The organism is Archangium violaceum Cb vi76 (assembly GCF_000733295.1).
GTDB classification, from domain to species: Bacteria; Myxococcota; Myxococcia; order Myxococcales; family Myxococcaceae; genus Archangium; species Archangium violaceum.
Window position 1 is genome coordinate 21,525 of sequence record NZ_JPMI01000038.1, and the last position, 18,966, is coordinate 40,490.

The 18,966-nt window shown below is 67.3% G+C and carries 16 protein-coding genes; 7 read left to right on the top strand and 9 right to left on the bottom strand.

What is annotated here, in order from left to right:
* Nucleotides 1–55 precede the first annotated feature (55 nt).
* The 5 genes from Q664_RS06760 to Q664_RS06775 all read right to left on the bottom strand — a co-directional run bounded on the left by Q664_RS06760 (nt 56) and on the right by Q664_RS06775 (nt 2,743).
* On the bottom strand, nt 56–859 hold the full coding sequence (locus tag Q664_RS06760) for an ABC transporter permease (RefSeq protein WP_043391120.1): 804 nt from the start codon (nt 857–859) through the stop codon (nt 56–58).
* 5 nt (nt 860–864) lie between these two features.
* The gene (locus Q664_RS06765) at nt 865–1,620 is read right to left on the bottom strand and encodes an ABC transporter ATP-binding protein (RefSeq protein ID WP_043391122.1); all 756 of its coding nucleotides are present in this window, start codon (nt 1,618–1,620) and stop codon (nt 865–867) included.
* 60 nt (nt 1,621–1,680) lie between these two features.
* Nucleotides 1,681–1,959 carry a LysR family transcriptional regulator gene (locus tag Q664_RS06770; RefSeq protein WP_043391125.1) on the bottom strand — a complete coding sequence of 93 codons (279 nt, stop codon included), beginning with the start codon at nt 1,957–1,959 and terminating at the stop codon, nt 1,681–1,683.
* Between the two features lie 11 nt (nt 1,960–1,970).
* Nucleotides 1,971–2,123, bottom strand: a complete 153-nt coding sequence (locus Q664_RS59940; RefSeq protein ID WP_198956119.1) for a hypothetical protein — start codon at nt 2,121–2,123, stop codon at nt 1,971–1,973.
* Between the two features lie 167 nt (nt 2,124–2,290).
* On the bottom strand, nt 2,291–2,743 hold the full coding sequence (locus Q664_RS06775; RefSeq protein WP_043391129.1) for a response regulator: 453 nt from the start codon (nt 2,741–2,743) through the stop codon (nt 2,291–2,293).
* A gap of 346 nt (nt 2,744–3,089) precedes the next feature.
* On the opposite strand from Q664_RS06775, the gene Q664_RS06780 reads away from it, so the two are divergent.
* Nucleotides 3,090–3,881: a hypothetical protein gene (locus Q664_RS06780; RefSeq protein ID WP_052517760.1), complete on the top strand. Its 792-nt coding sequence runs from the start codon at nt 3,090–3,092 to the stop codon at nt 3,879–3,881.
* Nucleotides 3,882–4,190: 309 nt separating this feature from the next.
* On the opposite strand, the gene Q664_RS06785 is transcribed toward Q664_RS06780, so the two are convergent.
* Complete coding sequence (locus Q664_RS06785) at nt 4,191–6,200, bottom strand: membrane dipeptidase (protein WP_043391132.1); 2,010 nt, start codon at nt 6,198–6,200, stop codon at nt 4,191–4,193.
* A gap of 178 nt (nt 6,201–6,378) precedes the next feature.
* On the opposite strand from Q664_RS06785, the gene Q664_RS06790 reads away from it, so the two are divergent.
* From Q664_RS06790 to Q664_RS06815, 6 genes are all read left to right on the top strand, one after another.
* Nucleotides 6,379–8,172: a zinc metalloprotease gene (locus Q664_RS06790; RefSeq protein ID WP_200883673.1), complete on the top strand. Its 1,794-nt coding sequence runs from the start codon at nt 6,379–6,381 to the stop codon at nt 8,170–8,172.
* A 209-nt stretch (nt 8,173–8,381) separates the two neighbouring features.
* Nucleotides 8,382–10,373, top strand: a complete 1,992-nt coding sequence (locus Q664_RS06795) for a HEAT repeat domain-containing protein (protein WP_043391133.1) — start codon at nt 8,382–8,384, stop codon at nt 10,371–10,373.
* A gap of 226 nt (nt 10,374–10,599) precedes the next feature.
* Nucleotides 10,600–11,754, top strand: a complete 1,155-nt coding sequence (locus tag Q664_RS06800) for a hypothetical protein (protein ID WP_043391136.1) — start codon at nt 10,600–10,602, stop codon at nt 11,752–11,754.
* 277 nt (nt 11,755–12,031) lie between these two features.
* Nucleotides 12,032–13,135: a Hint domain-containing protein gene (locus tag Q664_RS06805; protein ID WP_052517761.1), complete on the top strand. Its 1,104-nt coding sequence runs from the start codon at nt 12,032–12,034 to the stop codon at nt 13,133–13,135.
* 102 nt (nt 13,136–13,237) lie between these two features.
* Nucleotides 13,238–14,032 (top strand): hypothetical protein, encoded by a 795-nt coding sequence (locus Q664_RS06810; protein ID WP_043391141.1) that lies wholly within the window; start codon nt 13,238–13,240, stop codon nt 14,030–14,032.
* A 52-nt stretch (nt 14,033–14,084) separates the two neighbouring features.
* Entirely contained in the window at nt 14,085–15,698 is a 1,614-nt protein-coding gene (locus tag Q664_RS06815) for a S8 family peptidase (protein WP_043391145.1), read from the top strand.
* A gap of 85 nt (nt 15,699–15,783) precedes the next feature.
* On the opposite strand, the gene Q664_RS06820 is transcribed toward Q664_RS06815, so the two are convergent.
* The 3 genes from Q664_RS06820 to Q664_RS06830 form a co-directional block, all read right to left on the bottom strand.
* Nucleotides 15,784–17,271 carry an RCC1 domain-containing protein gene (locus tag Q664_RS06820; RefSeq protein WP_160174354.1) on the bottom strand — a complete coding sequence of 496 codons (1,488 nt, stop codon included), beginning with the start codon at nt 17,269–17,271 and terminating at the stop codon, nt 15,784–15,786.
* 147 nt (nt 17,272–17,418) lie between these two features.
* Entirely contained in the window at nt 17,419–18,126 is a 708-nt protein-coding gene (locus Q664_RS51680; RefSeq protein ID WP_052517763.1) for a hypothetical protein, read from the bottom strand.
* A gap of 42 nt (nt 18,127–18,168) precedes the next feature.
* On the bottom strand, nt 18,169–18,933 hold the full coding sequence (locus Q664_RS06830; RefSeq protein ID WP_052517764.1) for a hypothetical protein: 765 nt from the start codon (nt 18,931–18,933) through the stop codon (nt 18,169–18,171).
* Nucleotides 18,934–18,966 lie beyond the last annotated feature (33 nt).

Below are 18,966 nucleotides of genomic sequence, written 5' to 3' on the forward strand. Positions count from 1 at the left end.
CCGCGGTGTCTCGCGGGCCGTCTGTTAGCGGACAGGTTTTCGGAGGAGGACGGCGCTAGCTCACACTCTCGGCGCTGTAGCGGGCGATGAGGCCGGTGCGCACGGCGTGGCGGTAGACGCGGGTGAAGAACCAGCCCGCCAGCAGGATGTCGAGCACGGCGAGCCCCACGCCCCAGAGCAGCGAGGTGCCCGAGAAGGCGCCACCCGCGACGATCGTCCGCATGCCCTCGAAGACGTAGGAAGGTGGCAGCAGGTGGGAGATGGCACGCATCCACTCGGGGAGCGTGGAGAGCGGATAGAAGACGCCCGCGAAGGGCGAGACCACGGCGGGAATGGGCCAGACGAACCACTCCGCGGACGGCCCGAGCCGGAGCACCACGGCGGCCCCGAAGATGCCCAGGGCGATGCCAAAGAGGAAGAGCACCAGCAGGAACGGCACGAGCATGAGGCCGTAGGTGAACAGGGACAGGCCGAACGCCGCCCCCGCCACCAGCAGCATCACCAGGAGCCCGATGGAGCTCGTCGCGATGCTCGAGAGCACGAGGCCGCCCACGTACTCGTTGATGGAGAGCGGCGTGGCGAAGACGTTGAGGAAGTTGCGTGACCACACGTCCTCGAAGAACGCCATGGTGACGCCCTGCATGACGCGGGTGAGGAAGTCCCAGAGGAGCACCGCGCCCAGGAGCGCGGGGACGAAGTCGAGCCCGGGCGCGGTGACGCTGTTGAGGTAGCGGGACATGAAGCCCCACAGCACCATGTCGATGGCCACCCACACGAAGAGCGGGAAGATGCGCGAGGGGCTCCCGCGGATGAGGTAGAACTGGCGCAGGACGATGGCGGCGGCGCGGTTGAGGGCCATGGGGTTCAGGCTCGCTCCAGCGCGAGCGGTTCCCGCGCCACGGTGATGAACAGCTCCTCCAGGCTCGCCTTGCCGTGCTCGCGCGGCAGGGCCCGGGGGTCTCCCTCGAGCAGGACCTTCCCACGCGACACGAAGAGGACGCGGTCGCAGACCTCCTCGACCTCGTACATGTTGTGCGAGGTCCAGAGCACGCCTCCCGTTCCCCGGGTGGCGAACTCGCGGATGCGCGCGCGGATGTCCTTCGCCGTGGCGGGATCCAACGAGGCGGTGGGCTCGTCGAGCAGCAGGAGCTGGGGACGGTTGAGCATGGCCTTGGCGAGGGCCACCCGCGTCTGCTCTCCCGAGGAGAGCACGCCGCACTTGGTATCGCGGAACCGGACGAGATCGAACTGGACGAGCAGCTCCTCGATGCGGGCCGAGAGCCCCTTCACGCCGTAGATGAGACCGGAGACGCGCAGGTTCTGCTGCACGGTGAGGTTGCCGGGCAGGGGCGAGTAGACGGCGGCGAAGTTGGTGCGCTCGAGCGCCTGGGAGCGGCGCTTCGCGAGGTCCACGCCCTCGATGAGGATGGACCCGGCGGTGGGCTCGAGGACGCCGAGGATCATGTTGATGGTGGTGGTCTTCCCGGCGCCGTTGGGGCCGAGCAGCCCGACGATCTCATTGCGGCCCACGTCGAACGAGATGCCGTCGACCGCGACGGTGGCGCCGTACTGTTTGCGCAGCGCCTGTACCGAGAGGACCCGTTCATGCGTCGAGGGCATGCGGCCTTCTACGCCACCTCCCGCTCCACGGGTCGGACATTTTCGGGATGGAACGGAGCCTCACTGCTCCGTGGGGCCCGTGCCGACCTTCCGCACGGTGTGCACCGCCGCATCCACCTCGGCGAGGATGCGGCGCGCGTGGAGCAGGAAGGCCTCGCCGGCGGGCAGCAGCCGCATGCCGCGAGAAGTCCGCTCGAAGAGCGGGGTTCCCAGCTCGTCCTCGAGCGCGAGGATGTGCCGGCTGAGCGGAGGCTGGGACAGGTGGAGCCGGCGCGCGGCGCGGCCCACGTGGCCTTCCTCGGCCACCGCGACGAAGGACTGGATGTGTGTGAGGCTCACGGCGAGCGAGGTTACCGCGCCGCCGGGTGCGGGTACACCATCACCCAGACCCAGACCGGCGACCAGGCAGGCATGGAACCAGGCATGCGCGCCATCGCGGGCCGCTGGGCGTCGCGGCGCTTGCGGAACTCGTCGAGATGGATGACTTCGGCAGTCTGGTTCATGGCGGACACCGCTTTCTTGAAGTGGCTCTATGCCTCCGTCCCCCCGTGGGGGAACGCTTGAAATCATTATCGGAAGGAGGCGTCCGCCAGTTGCGCGGATTCTTGTCCGCCCCAGCGGATGGCGGCTCAGGCCGTCCCGGCACGGGTCCTGGCCACCCAGATGTGACCTACCGTCTCTGGGGGGGAAGCTCATTGAGCACGAGCCAGTACATGCCCAGCTGCCGCACGGACTCGAAGAAGTCGGTGACGTCCACCGGCTTGTGGACGAAGCTGTTGACGCCGAGCTGGTAGCCCTCCACCAGATCCCGCTCCTCCTTGGACGAGGTGAGGATGACCACGGGCAGGGTCCGCGTGCGCGAGTCGGAGCGGACGCGCCGCAGCACCTCCAGGCCGTCGATGCGCGGCAGGTGCAGATCCAACAGGACGATCTGGGGCTTGATGGCCGGATCCCGGTCCGCGTGCTTGCCCTGGATGAAGAGGTAGTCGAGCGCCTCCGCACCATCGCGAACGACCACCACGGGGTTGTGGATGTTGCTCTTGCGGAAGGCCCGGAGGGTGATCAGCTCGTCATCCTCATTGTCCTCGACGAGCAGGATGACGCGCTGGTTCGGATCATTCATGAGGTGGTGTCCTCGTGGAGGGTGAAAGAGAAGGTAGCACCCTCCCCGACCCGGCCCTCGCCCCAAATGCGGCCCGCGTGGCGCTGGTACTCCATGTCGAAGCCCGCGCCGTTGTCCCGGACGAAGTAGACGCGCCCGCTCCCCTCCCCCGGGAGGAGCCCGAACTCGATCTCCGCTTCTCCAATACCAGACGCAGCACCTGCGCATCCCCAGGGAGGGAGCGGTCATGATCGGGCGTGGAAAAGCGTACAGACATTCACGATCCCGAATCATCACAGGCGGGATGGAATATTCCAGAATAAGTCGTTAAACTGGATTTACCCACCTTGCTACGAGGAATCCAGGCATGACGTCGCCCCCGACCCGCTACCTCCTGCGTGCCCTGCTGTCCGGCGTACTGCTCACCGGTTGTGGAGGCATCCCCGATGAAGCCGGGCCGACTCCCGCCGGGGAAGAGAGTGTGGGCACCCGGGAGTCCGCCATGTGCTCCACCATGAGCGTCACCCACCTGGCGGTGAGCGGCATGGACTCGTACGAGGGAGTCCTCGCCGGGGCTGGAACCTGGACGGTCTCTCCCAACGCCAACTCGGTGTACCTGGAGTACTACCTCGACAACAATCCCACCCCCACCATGCAGCGGCTTCCCGGCACGTATGATCCCTCCACGGGAACCACCAGCGGAACCTGGTCCTACAGCATCGGGGGCGTGAGTTGCGGCGGGCACACGGTGACGATCAAGGCCTACGCCCGGCACATCAGCAGCAACGGCGCGGAGGAGATCTGCTCGACGCCCATGACCGTCACCCGCACCGTCATCCAGGACGGGGCCTGCAAGCCCACCACGTCCGTGTCCTGCAAGCGCATCTCCAACGCGACCATCCGCTGCACGGGGACGGCCAGCGGCGGTTCCGGCTCCTACACGCCCTACTGGCAGGAGTACTGGGACTCCGAGATCTACCAGGAGCAGTACCTCTACGACTGGTTCCAGCGCCCGTGGACCGCGGACTTCCAATGCGTCAACACCACCTCGACCACGTACTACGATCTGAACCAGTACCACTTCCGGGTGATCGACAGCACGGGGATGCCCTCGACCGTCAGCTCCAGCCCGGTCTTCAAGTGCTGGCCGGTGGCGTGACGTCCCACGCGGACCAGGGCGCCGCCGGTTCCTCCGGGGCGCCCTCCGCGCGGCCTCCTCAGGGCACGCACAGCCGGGTGTACGAGCGAACGGGCGACTCCATGCCGCTCGCATCCTTCACCGCCACCGCTGCCGCTTCCGGAGCAGTTGATGGTCGAGCCGGACTGCGAGCACGTCAGGGTGGCGGTGGGGCATCCCTGGGAGAAGGCGCTGGTCCTCGACAAGGAACCCGTGGTGCACCGGCCGGGCGCGGGCGTGGCGCTGTCGAAGATGGCGGGGTATCCCCTCACCTCGAGGCGGAACCCCCGCTCAGGTGCAGGTGGAGTTCCAGCCGCACCAGCCGGAGAGGCACTCGGTGCCGGTGAAGCACGAGGTGCCGGCCGGCTTCTTCTTCAGGCACTGCATGGTCCAACCCCAGTCGCAGTACTGGTTGGACGCGCAATCCGAGTCCCAGTTGCAGAGGCAGGTGCCGGCGAAGTCGCAGTCATTCTCGGAGCACGTGCCGCTGGCGCACTGCGCGTTGACCTCGCACGCCTGGCCCACCACGCGGGCGTTGGGGGCATAGCGCTCGCCACACACCATGGGGTACTGCGCCTCGCGGGTGGACTTCTCCACGTAGGCCGCCACGCCACTGGTGTCGATGTCCGTGGCCGCGTTGGCCATGCCCGTGCGCGGAGCCAGGCCGCGCTCCCACGTGCGCAGGAAGGACTCCGAGGAGCCCTCGAGGCCCGTGGTGTTGGTGCCCAGGTTCTTGAGATCGCGCAGCAGATCCGGCAGCAGGCCCACGTGCGCCAGGCCGTACTCGTCGAAGTCCGTGCCCAGGCGCGCGGGCCCGGAGGTGCGCTGCTGCCTGGCCTGTGCGTCCGCCTCGGCCTGGAAGCCGGCCGAGCACGCCCCATGGGGACCGAAGCGCGGCCTCGTCTGCTGGATGAAGCCGTTGAAATCCGCGCCGAACGCCATGGGCACCTTCAGCCCCTGGCGGCCGAACTCGTAGGCCTGCGCGAAGGAGCGCGACGAGCCATGGCAGGTGTTGGCGACGCTCGTCCGCGTGTACGTCCGCATCTCGTCGGGCGCCGTGCGCAGGCCGAAGATGCCGCCCGTCTGCCGCAGGTAGCCCACCACCCACGCCGGCGTCGTCTTCTCCTCGGCGGCCACCTTCGGGGCCACCACCTCGCGGAAGTGGCCGTGCGAGATGTAGAGCGGGTAGTAGCTGTTGGTCTTCGCCAGGGCGAAGGCGTCCTGCACCGAGCGCTCGGACATGTGGGCCATGTCGATGAGCATGCCCTTGGCCATCATCTCCTGCACCAGCGCCTTGCCCTCCGCGGTGAGTCCCTTGGTGTTGCGGCAGTTGCCCGCCGCGTCCCGGGCCACGTCGAAGCCCAGCGTGAAGCCGTTGCCCGTGACGCCGCAGTCGTAGTCGATGTGGCAGTTCTCCATGAACTGCGCGACATGGAAGATGGCGTTGTGCATCGCCGCGCCGCCGAAGCGGTTGTCCAGCTGGTGCACCGGCTGCAGCGAGCGCACGCCCAGCGAGTAGAAGCGGTTGAGCTCCGAGCGCCAGTCCTTCGTGCCGAACAGCTTGCTCACCTCGATGGAGAGCACGATGGCCAGCTTGCCGGCCCCGATGATCTGCCGCGCGTGCGCGGGTGACAGGGCGATCTCCGCCCAGTCCGTGCGCGCGTCGAAGTCACGCGCCATCTGCAGCTGCACCTCGACGTCCGCCATCTCGTCGCAGGGACGTTTGAGGTTCTGGTAGGGCAGCGCGTTGCACAGGAAGCCGTTGCTCACCAGCGACACCGTCACCAGGGACATCCCTCCCTGGTGCGCCTGCCGCAGCCACCCCTCCCACGACTGCTGGTGGGCGATGGTGTCCCAGCGCGGCCACTGCGTGTTCACCTGCTTGCGGCCCAGGTGCAGCCCGGTGTCTCCATCCGTCCCCTCCACCATGCCGATGGCCTCCGAGGCCACCGCGCCCCCAATGCTGAACAGCTCCTTCAGCAACGGCACGTTGCTGAGGTCCACGTTCCCATGGTTGGGGCACAGCTTGAGCATGTTGCTCAGGTCCATGCGCACCCGGGCGTGGTCACTCTCGGGCTCGCCTCCGTCACAGTTCACCAGCGTGCCGGTGTGGCCGCCGTGGAACCAGCCGCCACCGAAGGCCTCCTCGGCGAACATGTGGTGGTGCAGCTCGGCGAAGCCCGGCACCGCCGCCTTCTGCTCGATGGCGGCGGCCGGCTCGGGCGCCGGTGACTCCTCCACCGGGGTACAGGCTTGAAGCAATGCGAACGCGGACAACAGGGGCAATGGATGTCGGAACATACGAGACAACTCCTTTCGGGAGGGGGGCGGCGCATCCCACTGCCTGCGCCTGAAAGATTCAAGCGAGAGAACCTTGCATTTATCGGAAACTTGCTTTTTCCCGTTTTAATCTGTATTTCCGCAGTGTCAGTAGAATGCGTCTGGCTTTCACCCAAACGCCGAAAAAGGACGACCTCGAATGAGAAATCTCCGCCTCGCTGCCGCACTCGCAGGGCTCACCGCACTGGCCGCCACGGGATGTAGCGGTCCCGAGGAGCAGCTCGATCCCGGGCCGGTGGGCCAGGGCATCACCTGGGAGGAGTTCCGCGCCCAGGCCCACGTCGATCCCGAGGGAGTCTTCATCGTCGATGGAGACGTCGCCCTTCACGACGAGGCGCGGCTGCGCGAGTACTTCGAGCGGTACGTGAAGAGCGGGCAGCTCATGGTGCACACCTCGGGGGGCGTGGACGTGAAGTGGAACGACACGCAGAAGCGCAACCTCACCTACTGCGTGAGCACCTCCGGCTTCAACAGCATCGAATACGGCCTCGTGGTGCAGGCCCTCTCGGACGCGGCCTCCGCCTGGGAGGCCGTGGCCGACGTCAACTTCGTCCACGAGAGCGGCCAGGACACCTCCTGTACCGCCAGCAACACCAACGTCGTCTTCGACGTGCGGCTGGTGAGCAGCGGTGGCTTGTACTACGTGCGCTCCTTCTTCCCGGACGCACCCCGCGGCGCGCGCAACATCCTCATCGACCCGCTCGCCTTCGGGCCCCTCGCCCCCCCGCTGTCCCTGACGGGCCTGCTGCGCCACGAACTGGGGCACGTGCTCGGCTTCGGCCACGAGCACCTCCGCCCCGAGGCCAACGCGTCCACCCTCCCGGGTTGCGCCGAGGCCGCCCCCTGGCGCGCGCTCACCCAATATGACTCGGGTTCGGTGATGCACTTCCCGAGCTGCAATGGTACCGGGAACTGGTCCTTCACGCTCACCACCCTGGACGCCCAGGGGGCCGCCGCCCTCTATGGTCAGCCCGGCACCCAGGAGCCCCCCGGCCCCGGTCCCGGCACCCCGACGACCGAGACGGTCAGCGGCGCGTTGGATCTGGGGCAGGACGCCCACCACGGTCCCTACGACGTGGTCCCCAACTCCTACTTCAAGGTGGTGATGACGGGCTCGGGCAACCCGGACCTGTACGTGAGCTTCGGCTCGGCGCCCACGGACACCGGTTTCTACTGCCGCCCTGGTACCTCCACCGCCTCCGAGACGTGCAACGTGCTCGTCCCCGCCAACCAGACCAAGGCCCACATCATGGTGAAGGGGCTCACCACCGCCAGCTACGCCCTGGACATCGACTACCTCAAGCCCTCCACCGGTGGCCCGACCCTCGAGACGACCAGTGGCAGCCTGTCCTCGTCGGCTCCGAACGCCTACCACGGGCCCTATGACGTGATCGCCGGCACCTACTTCAAGGTGGTGATGACCGGTACGGGCAACCCGAACCTCTTCGTGAACTTCGGCACCACCCCCACCACCAACAGCTTCTACTGCCGCCCGGCGCTCTCCGGTGCCAACGAGACGTGCGACGTGCTCGTCCCCGAGGGTCAGACCAAGGCGTACATCATGGTGAGGAGCACCAGCACCGCCACCTATTCGCTCAACATCACCTACACCAAACCCAGCGCCACCGGAGGTCCGGCCACGGCGGCGGTCAACGGCTCGCTGTCCTCGGGGCAGAGCGCCAACCACGGCCCCTATGACGTGGTCACCAACTCCTACTTCAAGGTGGTGATGACGGGCTCGGGCAACCCGGACCTGTACGTGGGCTTCGGCACCGCCCCCACCACCAACAGCTTCTACTGCCGCCCCGCCCTCTCTGGCGCCTCGGAGACGTGCAACGTGCTCGTCCCCCCCAACGAGACCAAGGCCTACGTCATGGTGAAGGGCGTCAACAGCTCCACCTACGCCCTGGACATCACCTACACCCGGCCGTGACTCCGGCCCCGGGGGGGACGAGGGGCCTTCAACCCCGCGCCCCCCCGGCTGGCGGCCTTTCGCGCCTCGGCGCCTACCTCGCGCACCCGCCCGTGCAATAGAATCCGCCCCCGTCCGTCTTCCCCACTACCGGTGAAACCGTGGTAAACGGGGAAAATCGTCGTACAGGTGCCACGGAGCTACAGGTGCCGAAGCGCTCAGGAGCGTCCATGTCTGGGAAGCAGTCACGTATCATCCTGCTGTTGATTCCGCTTTTCCTGCTGGGCGGGCTCGGCGCCTGGTGGGCCCTGAGGCCCGCGCAGCCCGTCCAGGCGGAGGAGGCGGCACGTCCCGCCCAGCCCCCGGCCGCGCCCCAGCAGCAGGCCGCCGCTCCCACGCCGAGCCAGCCCGCCCAGAAGACGGCGGACGGCACCCGCGCCTGGGTCCCCGGAACGCTCTACCGCTATACCCTGGGCGCCGATCAGCGGATCTCCTTCCGGAAGAAGCAGGCCAACGCGCAGACGATGCCGGAGATGAAGTTCACCCTCCAGGGGGAGTGGAACGTGGGCGTCGTCTCCGCCACGCCCGAGCGCGTCGACGCCCGGGTGCAGCTCAAGCTCTCCACCCTCTCCGTCCTCGTCGAGGGCAACGCGGTGGCGCCCGAGGCCCGCAACGCGATGCACACGGCCCTCGAGCTCCCCTTCTTCATCTCCATGGACAAGGCGGGCATGGTGGTGCTCACCCACTTCGAGAAGAGCGTGGACTCGCTGGTGCGCGGCATCCACCGCTCCCTCGTGGCGAGCTCCCAGTTCGTGGTGGCCGGCGTCCCCCAGGACACCTGGAAGACCGAGGAGCTCGACACCACCGGCCGCTTCAAGGCCGAGTACACGCGCCTCGACCCCGAGCGCTTCGAGAAGAACAAGAAGGACTATACCCACCTCATCACGCCCCAGGGCCTCGAGCCCCTGGGGACGGAGGTCACCATCAAGCTGCGCTCCGGCACCACCTTCGAGCTGGAGAAGGATCTGTGGGCCCGCTCCGTGGACGCCTCGGAGCTGCTGGACGTGGACTCGGGTGAGCAGGCGATCGCCGCCCTCTACGAGAACTCCATGAGCCTGCGCCTGAAGCAGCGCATGTACGATCCTTCCCTCTTCAACTCCTTCAAATCGCGCCAGGCGGAGCTGAGCTCCGCGCCCATGTCCAGCTTCGCCGGCGTGCAGCAGGATCCGATGGATCAGTACCGGCAGGTGCTGGGTGGCAAGAACTTCGACGCGCTGGTGAAGGATCTGCGCTCGCTCCCGACGGATCCGGAGGAGCGGGACGACGCGAGGACCCGGGCGCTGGAGCAGTTGCGCGCGCTCTTCATGCTCCAGCCCGGCGAGGCCCTGAAGGTCCCGGAGATCATCCGCGGCGGGATGGATCCGCTCGCGGCCAGCCCCATGCTCGGCGCGCTCTCCGCCGCCAGCACCCAGGAGGCCATCCAGTCCCTGGTGTCCGTCAGCGGTGATGGCTCCATCCCCCACGACATCCGCATGGACTCCGTGGCCGCCCTGGGCATGGCTGGCGAGCCCAACCGCCAGGGCGTTGACGCGCTGCGCGACCTCGCCCGGGATCCGGATCCCATGCTGCGCGACACCGCCACCCTGGGACTGGGCAACGCCGCCTTCCAGATGGGGGACAACCAGCAGCAGCAGCGTGACGCGGAGGCGCTCGTCTACGAGCTGAGCAACAGCTACCAGTCCGCCTCCACCCCGGAAGCCCAGGCCCTGGCCCTCCGGGCCCTGGGCAACACCCGCTCCCCCAACATGATGGCCACCCTCCAGCAGGCGCTCGGCTCGCCCAACCCCCAGCTTCGCACGGCCGCCATGGAGGCGCTGCGCAACGTGCTCACCCCCGATGCCGATCAGCTCATCTCCCAGTACCTGATCGCGGATCCCGCCCCCGAGGTCCGCCGCGCCGCCGTCTTCTCGTGTGGCTTCCGTCCCCTCCCGCCCCTGCTCCCCGCGCTGGGGCAGGCCCTGCAAAAGGATGCCGCGGATGGCGTCCGCATCGACATCATCCGCCTCCTGGGTGCGCAGCGCGCCGTGTTCCCCCAGGTCATGACCATGCTCGCCTGGGCCGCCCAGAACGATCCCAACCCGGAGCTCCGCCAGGCGGCGCTCATGTTCGTCAACACGCCCACCACCCCCGTCAACCCGCAGGCCACCCCCGCCACGCCCTAGACGCCCCTCCCCTTCCCCTGCTTCTCCCGAACCGCCGGCCTCGTGCCGGCGGTTTTTTGTTGCCCCGCTGTAATTTTAAAGGGTGAACAAAACATATCGCCTCGAAGGACATATCAAGCCATAGGTGAATCCGCATTCCTCGGAAAAAGTGAATTGGTGGGCTTCTCATCCACCCGCACTCCGGGTAATAGTCTCATTCCCCGCTGACGGGAATTGGAGACCTTCCATGTTCAAGACTGTTTTTCGCGCCGCCGCGCTGATGGCGGTGGTGGTACCGACGCTGGCCGCTGCCCAGGACTATCAGGACCCGACTGGCAGCACCTACGTGATGGAGCAGAAGTATCCGGCCGCCACGTATCCCTCCAGCTACGTGATGAACGACACGGTGTCCTGGGACACCAGCATCGTCCCGTTCAGCGCGGCCCGGTCCTATACGGCGCCCGAGCAGGACACGGTCGTCAATGACGAGTCGCGCATCCTGAACGCGCCCGTCTACTTCGACTTCTCGGACGGCCTGCGCGACGTGGATTACCTGCAGAAGGTCATCCCCGAGGCCAACACGCAGTTCGTGCCGATCCCCACCCAGACCCAGCCGACCACCCAGACGGCGCAGGTCTTCGAGAAGAGCTACAACCGCGACGAGAAGTTCGGTAACAACATCTTCGGCGGCGGCTACTACGTCAACGCCTACGTCAAGGCCACCACGGCCACCTCCAGCGCGCCCAAGAAGGTCGAGGCGCTCGGTGAGGGCTATGTGTATGGCAAGGCCTTCAACCTGGAGAAGGAGATCGTCCGCGGCCGCGCCTACATCAGCGGCCAGCAGGGCGGCAGCAACACCGGCACCGCCGCGCTGTATGCCATGGGCCAGCAGATCTGGTCCGCCAACCTCACCTACACGTTCGCCCCCACGCCCATCAACTGGAGCCGCACCTTCTTCAGCGTCTCCAAGACGTTCATGATCGGCCCCGTGCCGGTGACGGTGAAGGCCTCCCTCTCCGGTGGTGTCCGCCTGTCCGTCACGGGTGAGGTGACCCCGACGGTGGCCCGCCTGACCGTGAACGCGGGTGGCTTCGCCAACGTCAGCGCCTCGGCCGGCATCAACATCGTGATCGCCAGCTTCGGCGTGTCCTGCGACCTGCGCCTGGTCAACGTCAACCTGCCCACCACCGGCGAGCTCTTCTGGCCGCTCTGCACGCTCAACTGGAAGCTCAAGTCCGACCTCCAGCTGAACTACCTGGCCGGTACCCTCCAGGGCTTCGTCAAGGTGAAGATCCTCTTCTTCAAGAAGACCTGGAAGGTCACCATCGCCTCCTGGCCGGGCTTCACGAAGAACTTCAGCCTGCTCAACATCTACGGTTCGCTCAACCTCGGCATCTGCTGATTCCAGTCGCTCCGGGCCACCGTCCGCCGGCTGGCCCGCAACGACAAACGGCTCCGCTCCCGCGGGGCCGTTTTTTTTTACCGGGGACGCAAGACATCATCCGGGAAATCGTGCATAATCCTGCATCAGCGACTACTGGGCAAGGTGTCTGCTCCGCGGGTTCGAGAAGTCGAGTCCACCGGGGAGCGCTCGGGAGAATCGTGTGCCGCGCATGAAGCGGGCATGGCAAGCAGGGGGCTGCCCGGCAAAGGGGCAAGGCCACCGGTGAGGAGTCCGAATGATTCGAAAAATCTTGGGTGGCATGGTCATCTCGGCGGCGGCGGCGGTACTGCTGCCGGCGCAGGCGCAGGCACAGGTCATCATCTCGACCCGCTGCACCACCGACAATCTGGACACGAACGCGAAGGCGGAAGCGCGCGTGGAGTGGGCGCGCAAGTGCGGAACCATCCAGAACGTGGGTGACCCGGCCGCCTGGTACGACACGACCCTGAGCGCCGCGACCGGTGGGACGCTGAAGGACTACCTGGAGTCGGATGTTGTCCGCAATCCGGACGGAGAAGGCGCGTTCACCGGCCCGGGTTATGGCTTCAAGGTGAACTACAGCGCCATGTTCGCCGTGTACCTCTCCGGCCCCACCTATCAGTCGCAGGACGCCCGCGGGTACTACTTCTGGTGGCGCGATTCGTGGCGCAAGAAGGGCCGGGCGCTCTACCCCACCTTCAGCACCTCGACGGATATCGAGGCCACCGACAACATCCAGCTCTTCCCCCACCCCACGCTGGCGGACTGCCGGCTCTACCTCGACAAGAACGGCGCGCAGCCGGCCACCACGCCCTTCCATGTGAACGGCTACTGCGAGTCCGCCTGCTACACCCCGGAGCAGAAGGTCCTCTTCTCCGACGGGTACATGCCCATCGTCGACGCGCTCGAGGGGCTGAAGGAGGATCTGATCACCCTCTCCCCCAACGCCACGCTCGACAACCTCGAGCTGCAGCAGAACCGCACCTACAGCTACACGAAGGAGATCCGCGACGCGGAGCACAACATCTTCGTGATCAGCACGCGGTCCGGTGGCCAGCTGCGCGTCACCCACGAGCACCCCATCATCAACGGCGAGGGCCGGATGGTGCAGGCGCAGACCCTCAAGGTGGGCGATGACCTGGTGAAGGTGGACGGCACGCTGGATCCCATCGTGGACATCCAGAAGACCACCCACTACGGCCGGGTCTACAACATCGCCCCGGTGACGACGGACCTGGTGTCCAACGTGCTGGTGGCGGAGGGCTACCTGGTGGGCTCCGTGCGCTACCAGAACGACGAGGTGGCCTACATCAACCGGATCATCCTCTACCGGGGAGTTCCGGCCGAGGTCATCCCGTAGCCATCCGTCTCGTGGCAACCCGTCCGGTGATGCCGGCCCCGAGCGGGCCGGCGTCCCCCGGGACTCCACTCTGGCATCCGCTCTCGTGAGGTTGGAAGTCCGATGAAGTCATCCAAGAACATGCTCGTGCTCGCGGGCCTCGGGGTGCTCGTGCTGGCCGCGATGCTGCTCGCCCGGGAAGACGCGCCAGAGGCGCCCGTGCGCGAGGCCACCGCCCCGGCACCGGCGGCGCCCTCGCGGCCCATGCCCGCCCCCGCGGAACAGGCGCGGCCCTCCGCTCCCCCGCCGAAACCTCCCGAGCTGCTGGCCGCCCCCGAGGAGCTTCCCGGTGAGGAGGGCGCGCATGGGGAGTTCACCACCACCACCGACGTGGTGAAGCAGAAGATCTTCAAGACGGAGCCCCGGCTCGCGCAGTTCGACTACTTCCGCGAGCACGTCCTGCTCGACTCCAACGGCCGCAAGGACTACCAGGCGCTGCTGGCCGACCGGAGCATGTATGAGCAGACGCGAAGCGCGCTGAGCCACCCGGGGGACGACAAGGACTCGATGGAGTCCAACGTCAAGCGCCTGATGCGGATCGACTACCTGCGCGAGGCGCTCGCGTGGAAGGAGAACCCCGAGCGGCCGCACCTGCTCTCCACGCTGGAGGGCCTCCTCCTCGAGGACTCCTTCGAGTCGGGGATGGCTCCAGAGGTGAAGCGCTCGCTGGCGGCGACGAAGTTCGAGCTGTTCGAGCTCCTCTACAAACAGGAGCCCGAGCGCGCCAGGGCCCTGGTGGGCGCCGCCCGGGGAACGCGGCTCGAGAAGCTCATGGAGTACATCGCCACGCGCACCCAGCGGATCGTGGCGAAGGAGCAGGAATTGAGCCTCCAGGCGCGGCGGACCGGCACGCCTTGAGGAGAGAAGCCCCCACCTTGCAACCCGTTTGAATCCAGAAAGAGGAAAGACGATGCGATACTTGAAGGGACTGTTGGTGACGGCTGGCATGGCCCTGGCGGCGGGCAGCGCGATGGCGGCCCAGCCCCAGGAGGCGCGGCCCCAGGAGTCGGAGGCTCTCGCGCCAGCGATCCAGGGCAAGTTCTTCCGGGCGAAGACGGGCCGGGCCGTGATGGGCGAGTACATCGTCCTCCTGAAGGACAGGCCCGGCCGCGCGCTGCATTCCGTGGACAGGGACGGGACCGAGTTCGCCCGGCTGCATGGGGTGGAGATCGTCCGCACGTACGAGCACGCCTTCCGCGGCTTCCTCATGCGCGCCACCGAGGCCCAGGCGCAGGCGCTGGCCGAGCACCCCCGGGTCGAGTCCGTGGAGGAGAACGCCCTCGCCATGGTCTCCGGCGGCATCCAGTCGAGCCCGCCGTGGAACCTGGATCGCATCGATCAGTCGTCCCGCTCGCTCGACAACGCCTACGCCTACGATGATGCGACCGACGTCCACGTCTATCTCGTGGACACGGGCGTCACGGAGTACCACGGCGAGTTCAGCCCCGATGGCTGGTCCAGCCGCGTGGACACGGTCTTCAGCTACTTCGGTGACGGCAACGCGGACGGTGCGCCTGGCGTGGGCCATGGCACCTTCGTCGCCGGCATCATCGGAGGCGCGACCTACGGCGTAGCCAAGCAGGTCAAGCTGCACTCCGTGAAGGTGATGAACAACTCCGGCGTCATGACGACCGACAGCATCAACGCGGGCCTGAACTGGCTCGTGGCCAATGCCCAGACGCCGGCCGTGGTCAACATGAGCGTCAACGCGAACGTGAGCAACGCGCTCACCACCGCGGCCGCCACCCTGGCGGACAAGCCGGGAATCGTCCTCGTGTCGGCGGCGGGCAACGCGATGGTGACGCAGCCGGGAGGCGGAACCGAGGGGCTCGACGCCTGCGGCGTCTCGCCCAACAACACCCCCGCCAAGAAGATCATCGTGGTGGGCGCGACGGACAGGAACGACGTGCGGATGCACCCCGACAACAGCTACGTGGCCCCCGCGATCTATTCCAACTACGGCGCCTGCGTGGACCTCTTCGCCCCGGGCGTGGACATCCGCTCGGCGACCAAGGATGGGCTCGACGGCTTCGGTAGCGGCACCTCGTTCGCCGCGCCGCACGTGTCCGGCATGGCGGCGATCCTCCTGTCCAAGGGCGTTGCTCCCGCCAACGTCAAGCAGCAGTTGATCACCGACAGCCTCCCCGGCCTCGTCGGCAACCCCGGTCCCAGCTCGCCCAACCGGCTCCTGCACAAGCGGCCCGATGCCACCCGGCTCACCAAGGGTGTCGCGCAGTCCGTCTCCGGCGCCGCGGGAAGCATCAAGAACTTCGTGCTCGCCGTCCCGCCGAGCTCGACCGCGAGGACGCTGACCATCAACATCTCCGGTGGCTCGGGTGACGCGGACCTCTACGTGCGTGCCGGCGCCATTCCGGAGACGCACGTCTACAACTGCCGTCCGCTGCGCGCCGGAAACAACGAGACCTGCACCTTCAGTCTCGGCGCCTCCTCGGTGACGGTCGACTGGTACGTGCAGCTGCGCGGCTACAGCGCCTACAGCACCACGCTGAAGGGCCAGTACTGAACCACCCCGCCCTCTCCGCCCCCTGTCTCCAGGGGGCGGACCCCGGAGGCTCCCGTCCAAGGCGGGAGCCTTTTTCATTCGCGGGCTACGGGCCGAAGCCCACGGTGCGGACCGGCGTCAGCCGCGAGGTGGTGGTCCCGTCGCCCAGGTTGCCCGAGTTGTTGAAGCCCCAGGCCCAGAGGGCTCCATCCTGCTTCACCCCCAGCGTGTGGGTCTGGCCGCTGCCCGGGGAGAGGAAGCCGGAGAGGCCCGTCACCTGGCCCGGGAGCAGCCGCGCGGTGGTCGTCCCGTTGCCGAGCTGGCCATCGTTGTTGCTGCCCCAGGTCCACACGGTGCCGTCCGTCTTCACCGCCACCGTGTGGCCAAAGCCACCGGCCACGGCCCTCACGCCACTGAGCGACGTCACCTGCACCGGCGTGAAGCGGTCCGTGGTCGTTCCATCGCCGATCGCGCCGAGGCGGTTGTCGCCCCACATCCAGAGGGTGCCATCACTCTTGACGGCCATGGACCGCCAGTAGGTCGCGGCGATGGACGAGACACCGCTGAGGCCCTGCGCGCGCACCGGCGTCAATCGGACGCTCGCCGTCCCATCCCCGAGCGAGCCCATGCTGTTGCGGCCCCAGGCCCAGACGGTGCCGTCCGTCTTCAGCGCCAACGAGTGGTTGGTGCCGCCGGCCACGGCCTTCACGCCGCTGAGGCCCACCACCTGCACGGGCGACAAGCGCCGCGTCTCCGTCCCATCCCCGAGCGGACCACACCAGTTGTCACCCCAGGACCAGACGGTGCCGTCGCTCTTCACCGCCAACGAGAAGCTGCCTCCCGCGCCAATGGCGATGACGTTGCTGAGCGCCATCACCCGCGCCGGCGTGTACTGGTTGTTGGTCGTGCCGTTGCCGAGCTGGCCACTGGAGTTGTAGCCCCAGGTCCACACCGTGCCGTCTGTCTTCAGCGCCACCGTGTGGTAGGAGCCCACGGCGATCTGCTTGACGCCGCTGATGCCCGTCACCTGCACCGGCGCGATGCGATCCGTGGTCGTCCCATCCCCGATCGCACCGAAGAGACCGGCCCCCCAGCCCCAGACCTTGCCATCCTGCGCCAGCGCCACCGTGTGGTAGGTGCTCGCCGTGACGGCGGTGGCACCGCAGTTCTCGGTGACGGTCCGGACGACGGCCCGCGGGCTGTCCCAGCAGACGGTCCGGTTGCCCGCGCTGTCGATGACCATGGGCCATGCCTTCACCTCGAAGGTGCGCACGCCGCAGGTGATGCCCGTGGCACTGAAGTACCAGGAGCCATCGTTGGGGTTGGCATCCGGCGGGGGATCCACGTCCGGCCTGCGCTCGTCGGAGCTGCGCAGCGCGCCGTCCACCCGGTACTCCAGCCGGATCGCATTGGCGCCGCCGGCCACCGCCCACCTGCCACCGCCCGCCATCTCTCCCTGCCAGGTGCTGACCCCCGACAGAGACAGCGAGCTGACGCTCAATCCGGAGCAGAGCGCCGCTTCATGAGCCCCCAGGGGCTCCCCGGCCGGGGGCGGCCCGGACTCCTCGAGGCCGCCACCACAGCCCCCCAACATCAACAAACCACCCAACCAAAGACTGGCAACAGAACGGGCCACATCCCATTTCATCTGGAGTTCCTCCGAAAGCGGGTTTCGCTTCGGCTCCAGAATATTCCAATTTAATGAAATTCAACAGGGAGTGAAATTCCGATGATGCCGCGCTCAGAGCAGATCGCTGCAGCGCAGGTAGCAGTCGGTGTTGACCGTGCAGGCCTGACCCGTCTTCGCCGAGCCACCCGCGCAGACGGCCCCGCCATTGACGAGCGGCTTGCAGTACCCGGTCTTGTTGGCATACCCGGCGCCGTAGAACGACCAGGACGTCTGGCTCTGGGTGACATCGCAGATCTGGCACCCGCTCGCGGGGTTGACGTACCCGTTGGAATAGGTCCTGCCGTTGATCTCGCACTTGCCCGGACAGGGCTCGGAGACGCTCCGGGTGATCGTCATGCTGGGATTGGCCGTGCACTTGCTCCAGGAGCCATCACTGGCGACGACCATGGGCCAGGCCGTCACCGTGAAGGTGCGCGTGCCGCAGGCGACAGACGACTTGCTGAAGGACCAGGTTCCGGTGGCGCCACCGCTCGCCCTCCCGCTCGCGGCCTCGACACCGTCGATGTAGAACGCCACGAACGCCGCGTTGGCCGGGTAGGACACCGCGTACGTTCCCGCCCCCGCCATCTCCCCCGCGTAGGTGCTGACGCCCGACAGGGTCAGGCTGGTGACGGCCGCGTTGGAGCACATGGCCGACTCGGCCACGCCGAGCGCCTCCGGCTCCATCGGCTCCGAGGAATCGGGCACGGGCCCGCAGGCCGCCAGCATCAACCCGGGCAGCAGGACATACAGCGAGGAACGGATGGGATCGCGAAGCATGGGAAATGTCCTCGAGGGATGGGGGAGCTCTGGAGCTGGGGCCTACTGGCCGCAGTAGAAGGTGGGGCTGGTCAGGATGGCCGTCTCCCGGCCCGCGCTGTCCACCGCCTTGACCTGATACTGCGTGGCCACGGTGTAGTACCCGCTGGTCGGGCAGTTGAAGAAATTGCTCCCGTGGCTCTGGCCCTGAACCCAGCTGCCGCCGTTCGTCCTCCACCAGTAGGTGTAACCGCCGGCGCCTCCGCTGGCAGACGTGTCACACCGGACGGTGGGGGACGTGGGCGGAGTCGGGTAGCGCGAGCAGTACATCCAGTTGAGCTGGGGCGTGCCACAGTCCTGATAGACGCTGCGGGTGATCGTCCAGGGCGTGGAGCAGATCTCCTCGTTCCCGTTGCTGCTGATGTTCCGCGGGAAGGCCTTGATGACGACCGTGTGCGAGCCGCAGCTGACGTTGCCCCGGCTATAGGACCACCGGCCGTTGGTCTTTCCGGTGGCCGGATCCCAGGTGCCGGTGATCCGCTGCGTGTTGGGAGTGGTCTCGTTGTCGTACCAGAACTCCATGTAGACGGAGTTGGTGTTGGGCGAGACCTGCCAGGCCCCCGCCCCGGCGGCCACATGATCGTAGGAGTCCAGGCCCTCCACGGTCAGGTTGGTCACGCTCATGAGGGAGCACATCGCCGACTCCCGGGTGCCCACCGCCTCCGCGCCGGCCGGAGCCACTCCCTCCTCGGGAACGCCGCCACAGGCGGACAGCATCAGCCCGGACAGCAGGGCGGCAACGGGAACGTGGATTGTCTTTCGCGGCATGGGGAGACCCCTCCTGGGAATACCACCTATACC

Coding starts and splice junctions, on each gene's coding strand:
- Q664_RS06830 (WP_052517764.1), bottom strand. CDS start 18,933: ATGCCGCGAAAGACAATCCACGTTCCCGTTGCCGCCCTGCTGTCCGGG.
- Q664_RS06760 (WP_043391120.1), bottom strand. CDS start 859: ATGGCCCTCAACCGCGCCGCCGCCATCGTCCTGCGCCAGTTCTACCTC.
- Q664_RS06795 (WP_043391133.1), top strand. CDS start 8,382: ATGTCTGGGAAGCAGTCACGTATCATCCTGCTGTTGATTCCGCTTTTC.
- Q664_RS06765 (WP_043391122.1), bottom strand. CDS start 1,620: ATGCCCTCGACGCATGAACGGGTCCTCTCGGTACAGGCGCTGCGCAAA.
- Q664_RS51680 (WP_052517763.1), bottom strand. CDS start 18,126: ATGCTTCGCGATCCCATCCGTTCCTCGCTGTATGTCCTGCTGCCCGGG.
- Q664_RS06805 (WP_052517761.1), top strand. CDS start 12,032: ATGATTCGAAAAATCTTGGGTGGCATGGTCATCTCGGCGGCGGCGGCG.
- Q664_RS06780 (WP_052517760.1), top strand. CDS start 3,090: ATGACGTCGCCCCCGACCCGCTACCTCCTGCGTGCCCTGCTGTCCGGC.
- Q664_RS06785 (WP_043391132.1), bottom strand. CDS start 6,200: ATGTTCCGACATCCATTGCCCCTGTTGTCCGCGTTCGCATTGCTTCAA.
- Q664_RS06815 (WP_043391145.1), top strand. CDS start 14,085: ATGCGATACTTGAAGGGACTGTTGGTGACGGCTGGCATGGCCCTGGCG.
- Q664_RS06820 (WP_160174354.1), bottom strand. CDS start 17,271: ATGTTGGGGGGCTGTGGTGGCGGCCTCGAGGAGTCCGGGCCGCCCCCG.
- Q664_RS59940 (WP_198956119.1), bottom strand. CDS start 2,123: ATGAACCAGACTGCCGAAGTCATCCATCTCGACGAGTTCCGCAAGCGC.
- Q664_RS06800 (WP_043391136.1), top strand. CDS start 10,600: ATGTTCAAGACTGTTTTTCGCGCCGCCGCGCTGATGGCGGTGGTGGTA.
- Q664_RS06810 (WP_043391141.1), top strand. CDS start 13,238: ATGAAGTCATCCAAGAACATGCTCGTGCTCGCGGGCCTCGGGGTGCTC.
- Q664_RS06775 (WP_043391129.1), bottom strand. CDS start 2,743: ATGAATGATCCGAACCAGCGCGTCATCCTGCTCGTCGAGGACAATGAG.
- Q664_RS06790 (WP_200883673.1), top strand. CDS start 6,379: ATGAGAAATCTCCGCCTCGCTGCCGCACTCGCAGGGCTCACCGCACTG.